The organism is Runella sp., from assembly GCF_027484545.1.
Lineage (GTDB): Bacteria > Bacteroidota > Bacteroidia > Cytophagales > Spirosomataceae > Runella.
This window is the reverse complement of the sequence record NZ_JAIXST010000199.1, coordinates 1-9,799: the sequence shown is the minus strand read 5'-3', so window position 1 is coordinate 9,799 and position 9,799 is coordinate 1. Positions and strand designations below refer to the sequence as shown.

Here is a 9,799-nt window from a genome sequence, read left to right as displayed (position 1 = left end):
ATACCAAAAAAGAATATAACAAATAATATAAGGCTCGTCAGAGAAGATTTTAACTTTGATAGACACAAGGCAAAGAGCTGTTTTGCAAGAAGTTAAACTGTTTTATGAAAAAGCCCTGATAAATGATTATAGTCAGCCTGTTGGGTAGAACCTGAATTGTTCCTTGTTTTAATCACAAAAGCCCCTATTATTTCCCTAAATTTCAAAATTTTATGTCAACGAAACGAATCATTGTCAGCCTGTTATGCTGTTTTATTCTTGCAACCGGTTTTGCTCAGAAAAACCCTCCCGCCGCTGGCTTTGATGAAGCAGGCTCTGATGCCAAAGCCATTCAAATTGCTGATATGGCCATGGAAGCCATGGGTGGACGAAAAAATTGGGATAAAACCCGTTATATCGCTTGGAATTTTTTCGGGAATCGGAAGCTCATTTGGGACAAATGGACCGGAAATGTGCGGATTGACAATGTTAATAACGACCAAACGGTTCTTCTCAATATCAATACCGACAAAGGACGCATATTCAAATACGGTCAGGAACAAACTGCACCTGACTCCGTTGCTAAATTTGTAAAAAGTGGCAAAGGAGCTTGGATAAACGACGGCTATTGGCTCCTGATGCCATTCAAATTAAAAGATTCGGGTGTAACACTTAAATACATAGGTGAAGAAAAAACGCAGGACGGAGTCGATGCTGACCTCATCCAACTTACGTTTAAAGGAGTAGGCAATACCCCCGACAATAAATACAAAGTATGGGTCAATAAAGCCAATCATTTGGTATGGCAGTGGGCGTATTTCCCTAAATTCGATGCAGAAAAACCAGGCTTTATTCGTCCGTGGATTGATTATAAAAAACACGGCAAAATCCTTATCTCGGGCGAACGCGGCGACCGTGACTTAACCGACATCATGGTATTTGATAAACTTCCTGAAAGCATTTTCACGGATTTCAAACGCCCTGATTTGAGCCAATATCCTAAGGCCAAATAACTCCCTATTTGTCAACCACTAAGACCCTAAGAATCAGCGAATCTTAGTGCCTTAGTGGTTAAAAAGGTACTATCAAAATGATTCTCTCTAAAGCAGCCATCGCCGACGGAAACGGCCATTTTTCAATCCAAACCCTTAAAGTCGCTGACCCGCAAGGCGATGAAGTACTGGTGCAAATCAAGGCCGCGGGTATTTGCCACACCGATTGGGATTCCCAATCGTGGGGAAAACAGCTTGTGATGGGACACGAAGGAGCGGGAATGGTTACAAAAATTGGCCCCAATGTCACGGGTTTGCGAGTAGGCGATAAAGTAATGCTGAACTGGGCTATTCCGTGCGGTAAATGTTTTCAGTGTGGGGAAGGAAAACAACATATCTGCGAAGTAAACTCCCCCGTCACGGCGGGAAACAAAGTGGCAGGAGGTCACGCTACGCTAACTTCTACTACCTTAGACGGGCAGCCAATAGAGCGCTCTTTTAGTTTGGGAACTATGTCGGAATATACCCTCGTCCGCGAAGCGGCTTGTGTTAAAATAATGGTTGAGATGCCGTTTTCGTCGGCGGCCATTGTGGGCTGCGGCGTGATGACAGGCTATGGCTCAGTGGTCAATGCCGCCAAAGTCAAAACGGGCAGTTCGGTGGTCGTACTCGGTACGGGCGGCGTGGGGCTTAATGTGATTCAGGGCGCACGAATCGCGGGAGCTGTCAAAATCATTGCGATAGACATTAATCCCCTACGTCTCGAAATGGCCAAAGAATACGGAGCGACCCACACGATTTTGGCGGAGAAAACCGATAAAGGTTTGCTCCAAGCCGCTCAAGTTGTGAAATCAATGACCGATGGTCGTGGGGCGGATTATGCGTTTGAATGTACTGCCATTCCTGAATTGGGTGCTGCGCCATTAGCGATGATACGCAATGCAGGTGTAGCCTGTCAGGTCAGCGGCATTGAGCAGGAAATCACCATTGACATGAACCTGTTTGAATGGGACAAAATCTACATCAACCCGCTTTACGGCAAAGCCCGTCCCCAAATTGACTTTCCGATTCTACAACAGCTCTACGCCAAAGGTGACCTCATTCTGGACCAAATGGTCACTAAAACCTACTCCTTAGACCAACTCTCCGATGCCTTTGCCGACATGCACGCGGGCAGGAATGCGAAGGGGGTGATTGTATTTTGAAAAACCATGAGCCAATTCTTCACCGTCGAACTCTCTGACCCACGTTTTGAATCCGATAACCTTCGTTTAATCACCGTCAAAAGCCCGGCGTTGAAAAAACGGGCCGACATCAGCGTATTTGTACCCGATGTAACTCTTTCTGAAATCAAAGGAATGGTTATTCTGTTGCACGGCGTATATGGCAGTCATTGGGCATGGACGCTGAAGGGAGGCGTACATAAAACAGCCCAACGGCTTATCATAGAAGGAAAACTACCCCCTATGTTGCTCGTTATGCCCTCCGATGGACTTTTTGGCGACGGCAGTGGCTATGTACCGCATCAAAGCGAAAACTACGAAAAATGGATTGTGGAGGATGTGGTCAATGCGGTTAAAGAGCAAATTTCCGGCAGGGACTTACCGCTTTTTATTACCGGACTTTCGATGGGAGGCTACGGTGCTTTACGTTTGGGAGCCCAATACCCTACTCTATTCCGTGCGTTTTCAGGGCATTCGTCTATTACAGAGTTTGGCCAATTACGCCAATTTGTTGAAGATTTTGAAGAGCTAAGCACTTCTATTCAAGCACAGGAGTCAGTGTTGGAATCTCTATTGAAAAACAAGTCAATTCTTCCTCCCTTTCGTTTTGATTGTGGAAGTAAAGATCCTTTACTTGAACCCAATCGAGAGCTACATGAAGCATTGGTCCAACACGGCATTGAGCACCACTATGAAGAATTTACGGGTGGGCATGAGTGGCCTTATTGGGAAAAGCACATTGTTGATTCTTTGCTTTTTTTTGGTAGCTTGTGTTCGTGATTAAACCATTTAAGACTTATAAGTTTTTATGAACGACAGCCATATTCCGCACAAACCGGCAATCATTGAAAAAATTGACGTAGATGCTGCCGGTATTAATTTTGGACAGCCCTCAGATGATTTGACAGGGATTTTTCTCCGAACGATTGTTGCAAGTAAACCATCCGGAAACTTTCTGGAATTAGGTACCAGCGCGGGGCGTGCTACCGCGTGGATTTTAGAAGGTATGAGCAAAGATTCTAAGCTTATTTCGGTTGAATCGGATGACGCATTGATTGCCATTGCCAAAAAACACCTTGGCCATGATTCACGGCTTGAGTTGATTTGCAGTCTTGGGGAAGACGTGATTGTACAACTTCCCAAAAATCATTTTGACCTTATTTTTGCGGATACGTGGCCCGGCAAATACAATCATTTGGAAGAAACACTTTTACTGGTAAAAGAAGGCGGCTTTTACATTATTGACGATATGCTTCCCCAACCCAATTGGCCCGAAGGACACGCGGAAAAAGTGGCAAATCTTATTCAAACCCTTGAAAATGATGACCGTTTTCAAATGGTAAAAATGTCGTGGGCTTCGGGCGTGATTATTTTAGTGAAAAAGGCATAAAAAAAGCGCCAACTCTCGGTAAGAATGGGCGCTTTGATATAGATTTTAAACTGACTAACTCAAGCTGCTTACAATTTCTTTAAACTGCTCTACACCAATCGTTTTTGGCTCAAGTGCTAATTGACCTTTCAGAGCTTCAAAAACGCGGTCGTCAAATACCAAGTTGAACATTTTTGAGTAATTGTTCTCTTTTTCAGATTGGAGGTAATTCATCGCAATCTTACGGATAGTATCGTTCATCTGCTCACCCATTTCGTTACCGTAGAAACCAAACTGCTCACGTACCATATCTTCGGCCCGGGCAATTACTTCTTCCGATTCTACTTTTACGTTGGCTTGATCGGCAATTTTATTTTTAATTAACGATAATCTCAACGAGCGCGTAAATTGGGGATAGTCTGCATCAATTTGCTCTGGCGTAAATTTGCCTTCATTGATGTTGAAAAGCCAGTTTTTCAAAAATCCTTCCGGTAAATCAATGGAGATATTTTGCAATAAAGCCTCGTCAATATCACGACGCAATAATGTATCCGCTTCGCGAGCGTAGTTTTTCTCAATGATTTCGGCTACCTGGGCACGAAACGATTCCTCTGTTTCGGCTTTGCCTACTCCCAACACTTTATCAAAAAACTCCTGATTGATTTCAGAAGGGGCCTGACGCGTAATGTCTTCGATAGTAAACGAAAAATCACCGGTCAATTCGGCTACATCTTCTTCTTTCTTACCGGTCAAAAGCGCTACGGCTTTGTCATCTACAAACGTATCACGGATATCGAAAGTGACACCACTGTCTTTCGACAAACCGATGAATTTCTCCTGTGCTTCTTCTTTGATTTGTTTGGAAGGAATGGCAGTTTTCGTTGAAAAGTCACCTTCCACCTGCTTCAATTCGCCGTAAAGCATATCGCCGGCTTCGGAAACTTCCGGATTAATTTGACCTGCAAATTGCGTACGAAGATTTTCGATGGTATCGTTCTGTTCTTTCTCACCTGCCTCAATTGTATAAGCGGATACAGGGGCTAAAGTGCTCAAATCCACTTCAAAATCAGACGCTAAGCCTAATTCGTAGTTAAATTCAAATTCACTTTGTGCATCCCAGTCAATGGCAGCAGTTTTATCACGGTCAATTTGCGGGTCGCCCACTACCGGCAATTTATTGTCGCGGATGTAGCTGTTGACCGTATCAGACAACAAGTTGTTTACTTCATCGATAACGATGGTTTTGCCATACATGCGTTTGATGACCTGAGTAGGAACTTTGCCCGGGCGAAAGCCTTTCAGGTTGACACGTTTGCTATAATCTTTGAGGGTTTTATCTACTTTAGGTTGATAATCTTCTTTCGCCAATTTGACAGTCAATGTGGCGTTGGTGGGTGTACTTTTTTCTAAGAGAACCTCCATGATTTATTGTTGATTTGCGACGGGGCCGCCCGCGCGGTTTTGATTTGGTAACTCAATAAAAAACAAAATGAGTGAATTAGGACAGTGAAGAAGTGTGAAAGAAAATCACTAATTCACTAATTCACTAATTCACTCATTGAAATGCAGTGCGGGCGGAGGGACTCGAACCCCCATGCCTTGCGGCGCCAGATCCTAAGTCTGGTACGTCTACCAATTTCGCCACGCCCGCAGCGTGTGATTTGGGGTTGCAAAATTATGAATTATAAATAAAAATCACAAACATTTTATAAAATTTCTATTTCTCTAAAAATTGGAAATAGTTTGTGTGCCAAAGTATCTTACTGCATTTCAACTATTTAATCCACTTTTTAAATCATTTATTTGACATTAAATAGATTAAAAACTTGTAAAAAAAAAATTAATTGCCTACTTTGGTCGTACTGAGTACAACTGATCGGACAACCGACATACCTATAATATGCCTATTGAAGTAGAAATTGATTTGGAATTAGAGCGCTTAGAAATTCTTAAACGTTATCGTAAATTACTGCGTGCTGCCAAACCGTTTTTGAAAGACAAAGATGCTAAACTGATAAAAAAGGCCTTCAACTTATCAGTAGAAGCACACAAAGACATGCGCCGCAAATCCGGCGAACCCTACATTTACCACCCTATTGCCGTTGCTCAAATTTGCGTGGAAGAAATCGGGCTGGGTACTACATCCATTATATGTGCCCTTCTTCATGATGTAGTGGAAGATACCGATTTTACCCTGCAAGACATCGAACATCAGTTTGGGAAGAAAGTAGCCCAGATTATTGATGGCTTGACGAAGATTTCGGGGCAGTTTGAATTCGGTACCTCTCAGCAGGCCGAAAACTTCCGAAAGATGCTTCTGACCCTGTCGGATGACATTCGGGTGATTATGATCAAACTGGCCGACCGCCTGCATAATATGCGTACGTTGGACAGCATGGCGCGCGATAAGCAATTGAAAATTGCTTCGGAAACTATTTTTATCTACGCCCCTTTAGCCCACCGGTTGGGGCTTCATTCCATAAAAACAGAGCTTGAAGATCTGTATCTAAAATATACCGAACCAGAAGGATTTGAAGAAATCAAGGATAAACTTCGCGCTACCAAAACTTCGCGCGATCGGTTTATAAGCAAATTTATTGAGCCGATTGAAGAAGACCTCAGAGAGCAGGGCTACGATTTTGCCATCAAAGGGCGCCCCAAATCTATCTACTCCATTTGGAATAAAATGCGCAAGCAAAAAAAACCATTTGAGGAAATTTATGACTTGTTTGCCGTTCGGGTAATCATGAATTCCAAGGAAATTAAGGAGGAAAAATCTGATTGCTGGCACGCCTATTCCATTGTAACGGACCACTATACCCCAAACATAGATCGCCTCAAAGATTGGCTGGCTACGCCCCGTGCCAACGGTTACGAATCATTGCACATTACAGTGATGTACCGCCCCGATGGAACCGATAGGGCGCAGTGGGTAGAGGTGCAGATTCGTTCCAAACGCATGGATGAAATTGCCGAAAAAGGGGTAGCTGCTCACTGGAAATACAAAGGGAACGACACCAAAACGGGTCAAGGAATAGATCAATGGATCAGTCAGGTTCGTGAAATGCTGGAAGCCACCAAAGACAGCAAAGCTGCGGCCTTGGAGTTTTTGGACGACTTCCGCAGTAATCTTTTTGCCGAAGAAGTATTTGTGTTTACTCCCAAAGGAGAATTGCGCGTGCTTCAACGCGGGGCAACAGCACTGGATTTTGCCTTTGATATTCACTCAGAAGTAGGGGCGCGATGTATTGCTGCCAAGGTCAACAATACCTTGGTTTCTATCAGTCAGGCCCTTAATAATGGGGATCAAGTTGAAATCATCACCGCCAAACGCCAAAAACCGAGCGAAGATTGGCTGAAATTTGTGGTTACTTCCAAGGCCAAAGCACGAATCAAAGAGTTAATTAAGGAAGAGAATAAACAGTATGTAACCGACGGGCGGAGTATTATTGAGAAAAAGTGTAAAATTCTTCATCTTGAAGTAACTCTTGAACTGATCAACCAACTCAGGGCCTATTTCAACTGCAAAACCCCTAACGACTTGTATTATCGGTTTGGGAAAGCCTATATCAATCCCGACGAAATCAAGAAGTTTAAACACGAGAAAGAAGCCAAACTAAACATACAGGCCAAAATCAATACCGACGAACTGCAGGATGGTAAGCAGTTTACGAAGGAACTCAAAAAAATGCACGGCGAACGGACCGACGCCGACGCCCTGCTTATTGGCGAAGATATGGACAAGATTGATTACATCCTGGCCGTGTGCTGTAACCCCATTCCCGGTGACGATGTATTTGGCTTTGTGACCGTCAACGAAGGTATCAAAATCCACCGTACCACTTGCCCCAATGCCCCCGAATTGCTTTCCAATCACGGCAACCGAGTCATTAAGGCCAAATGGACATCACAACAAAAAATTGCCTTTTTGGCGGGTTTACGCATCGACGGCACCGACCGCGTAGGCTTGGTCAATGACCTAACACGTATCATTTCCAACGAACTACACATCAATATCCGCTCTATCTCGGTCGAAACCGATGAGGGAATTTTTGAGGGACACATCAAACTCTACGTGTATGATACCCGCCACTTAGAGCAACTCATTCAGAAAATAGAACAAGTAGAAGGGGTATTTAAAATAGCAAGGTTTGATTAATGTGAATTAGGGTTATTTAATACCGTAAAACATGACTGTGCCGTGTAGTGTTTGAAACCGAGTAATCGCCCAATCATCTACAATCATCTCTACCGTAAATTTTTCATAATTTGTAGGAGTATTTCTTTCATCGGCCTCAGGGGTATTTAAATTAACCATACGATTAGGATTAAAGTGCATAGAAATACCCGATATAATACTATTGGTAGATAAGGCATCTGAATGTCCTATAAAGCCTGGACTTCCTACTGCTATAATTCTTGAATATTGGCTTACTATACTTGGGTTCAGTCTTAACTCTATCCCCATTCCACTTGAAAGGGTTATGTTTGCTTCCGCCCAGTACGTATGAGAAGTTACTAAACTCCCTGCTATATTACGATAATTAGAAGTAGTTCCAAAGCCACCGGATGTTTGTACCCAGTATTGCACCACACCCAACGGTACCATGTTCAAATTGCCCGTTTGGTTGCTATACATTCCTTCGCTTAATTTCACATTTCCATCGTACTTAATTCTCATTAATTCTTTGGATGCACTCGCACTTATTGCTGAATAAAACACATGGTCTCCACCGCCGCTTGATTGATACCGAAGCAAGCCGTCGTTGATGCCAAATCCATAAAACTGATGATTGTTATTGAAGTCTTCAAATAAAACAATTTTCCTGTTGACATTGGATGTCGAAGCAAATTGTAAAGGGGCGTGAGGAGTACTCATACCCACCCCAATATTTCCTCCAAATGGATTTAACAGTAGGTTGTTTTCTGACTTAACGCCCGTAAAAATAGTCATACTCCTGGCTTGAATACTCGCTCCATCCAGATTCAAATACGGAGCAACCAATATGCTTGGTGAAAAAATTCGTAATGTCCCGTCAGTTCCTGCCCCCGACAGCAAACCTGCGGTATTGGTGCCACCTCCAAGCGTATAAGCAGGATAATTAGTGCTGAGATTAGTTGCTCCGTCGGTAGGTGTCCAGTAAGAAGCTCCTCCCCCCAATTGTGCCCAAGCAGTGCCGTTATGAAACCAAAACGTACCCGTGTCAGTATCAAAAACCAACAGCCCTTTGGGAGGCGAGGCAATGAGCGTTCGTTGAGAGGAGGTCATATTGGGGATAAGTGTACCCGCTGTGGTACTCTGGGCTCTAATAATGGCCGCGCCATTGGCAGTAGCTCTTGGGTCAATCGTCACAGATTGGGCTAAAACACCAAATTGCACTTCAAACTTGAATCCAAGAAAAACAAAAAATTGCATTTCAAAATTGAATTCACGACAGACAAAAGATTCAACAGCTAAAAATTGCAGAACTCGAAAAAGACAAGCAACTCTTGTCGGTCAATGCCATGCTGAAAGGGCAGGAAGAAGAACGAAATCGAATTGCAAAAGATTTGCACGATGGTTTGGGAGGAATGTTGTCGGGTGTAAAAATGTCATTTACAAATATGAAAGAAAATTTGATAATGAGTGCCGAAAACGTCGGCGTTTTTGAGCAGTCTATTTCTCAACTTGATTCTACTATTTCTGAATTAAGAAAAATAGCGCATAATCTTATGCCGGAGGCGCTCGTAAAATTTGGTCTTAACGATGCCATCAAGGACTTTTGCACGTCCATTATGTCGGCTACTCACATCAATATCATTTATGAAAGTATGGGCGAAGTACGGACATTAGACAACACAGCCAACACTTACATTTACCGAATTATTCAAGAGCTAATTAACAACGCCGTAAAACACGCAAAACCTACTCAGATTTTGGTACAATTAACCACCACTACCAATAAAATAATGCTGACCGTAGAAGACAATGGACAAGGCTTAGACAGCAATAAACTTGCCGCTTCTAAAGGCATAGGAATTACCAATATCAAGCACCGGGTCAATTACTTTAAGGGAAACATAGACTTTGACAACAATACTCCCCACGGCACAGTTATCAATATCGAATTAAACGTATAATACTAATTCAATATTATTATGTTGTATTTTTTAAATAGGGAAAGCAGGTTAGTGAGCTGACTTTCTCATCTTCATCACAGAGTTTTTCGACACCCAACTGAATATTTTCCTGTGCT

General features: G+C 43.0%; 8 protein-coding genes and 1 tRNA gene. 6 read left to right on the top strand and 3 right to left on the bottom strand.

Features of this window, described 5'->3' with window-relative positions:
- Positions 1 to 212 precede the first annotated feature (212 nt).
- The 4 genes from Q0081_RS18755 (at position 213) to Q0081_RS18740 (ending at position 3,584) form a co-directional block, all read left to right on the top strand.
- Positions 213 to 992 (top strand): hypothetical protein, encoded by a 780-nt coding sequence (locus Q0081_RS18755; RefSeq protein ID WP_298356761.1) that lies wholly within the window; start codon positions 213 to 215, stop codon positions 990 to 992.
- Between the two features lie 77 nt (positions 993 to 1,069).
- Complete coding sequence (locus Q0081_RS18750) at positions 1,070 to 2,176, top strand: alcohol dehydrogenase catalytic domain-containing protein (protein ID WP_298356758.1); 1,107 nt, start codon at positions 1,070 to 1,072, stop codon at positions 2,174 to 2,176.
- Positions 2,177 to 2,182: 6 nt separating this feature from the next.
- The gene (locus Q0081_RS18745; RefSeq protein WP_298356755.1) at positions 2,183 to 2,974 is read left to right on the top strand and encodes an alpha/beta hydrolase family protein; all 792 of its coding nucleotides are present in this window, start codon (positions 2,183 to 2,185) and stop codon (positions 2,972 to 2,974) included.
- 28 nt (positions 2,975 to 3,002) lie between these two features.
- Positions 3,003 to 3,584, top strand: a complete 582-nt coding sequence (locus Q0081_RS18740; RefSeq protein WP_298356752.1) for an O-methyltransferase — start codon at positions 3,003 to 3,005, stop codon at positions 3,582 to 3,584.
- 54 nt (positions 3,585 to 3,638) lie between these two features.
- Here Q0081_RS18740 and tig read toward each other — a convergent pair whose 3' ends face one another.
- Both tig and Q0081_RS18730 read right to left on the bottom strand, forming a co-directional pair.
- The gene (tig, locus tag Q0081_RS18735) at positions 3,639 to 4,985 is read right to left on the bottom strand and encodes a trigger factor (protein WP_298356750.1); all 1,347 of its coding nucleotides are present in this window, start codon (positions 4,983 to 4,985) and stop codon (positions 3,639 to 3,641) included.
- Between the two features lie 147 nt (positions 4,986 to 5,132).
- Positions 5,133 to 5,214 (bottom strand) — tRNA-Leu (locus Q0081_RS18730).
- A gap of 249 nt (positions 5,215 to 5,463) precedes the next feature.
- On the opposite strand from Q0081_RS18730, the gene Q0081_RS18725 reads away from it, so the two are divergent.
- Positions 5,464 to 7,722 (top strand): bifunctional (p)ppGpp synthetase/guanosine-3',5'-bis(diphosphate) 3'-pyrophosphohydrolase, encoded by a 2,259-nt coding sequence (locus tag Q0081_RS18725; RefSeq protein ID WP_298356747.1) that lies wholly within the window; start codon positions 5,464 to 5,466, stop codon positions 7,720 to 7,722.
- A 12-nt stretch (positions 7,723 to 7,734) separates the two neighbouring features.
- On the opposite strand, the gene Q0081_RS18720 is transcribed toward Q0081_RS18725, so the two are convergent.
- Complete coding sequence (locus Q0081_RS18720; protein ID WP_298356744.1) at positions 7,735 to 8,979, bottom strand: hypothetical protein; 1,245 nt, start codon at positions 8,977 to 8,979, stop codon at positions 7,735 to 7,737.
- A gap of 74 nt (positions 8,980 to 9,053) precedes the next feature.
- Between Q0081_RS18720 and Q0081_RS18715 the strand changes: the two genes are divergently transcribed.
- Positions 9,054 to 9,683, top strand: a complete 630-nt coding sequence (locus tag Q0081_RS18715) for a sensor histidine kinase (protein WP_298356741.1) — start codon at positions 9,054 to 9,056, stop codon at positions 9,681 to 9,683.
- Positions 9,684 to 9,799 lie beyond the last annotated feature (116 nt).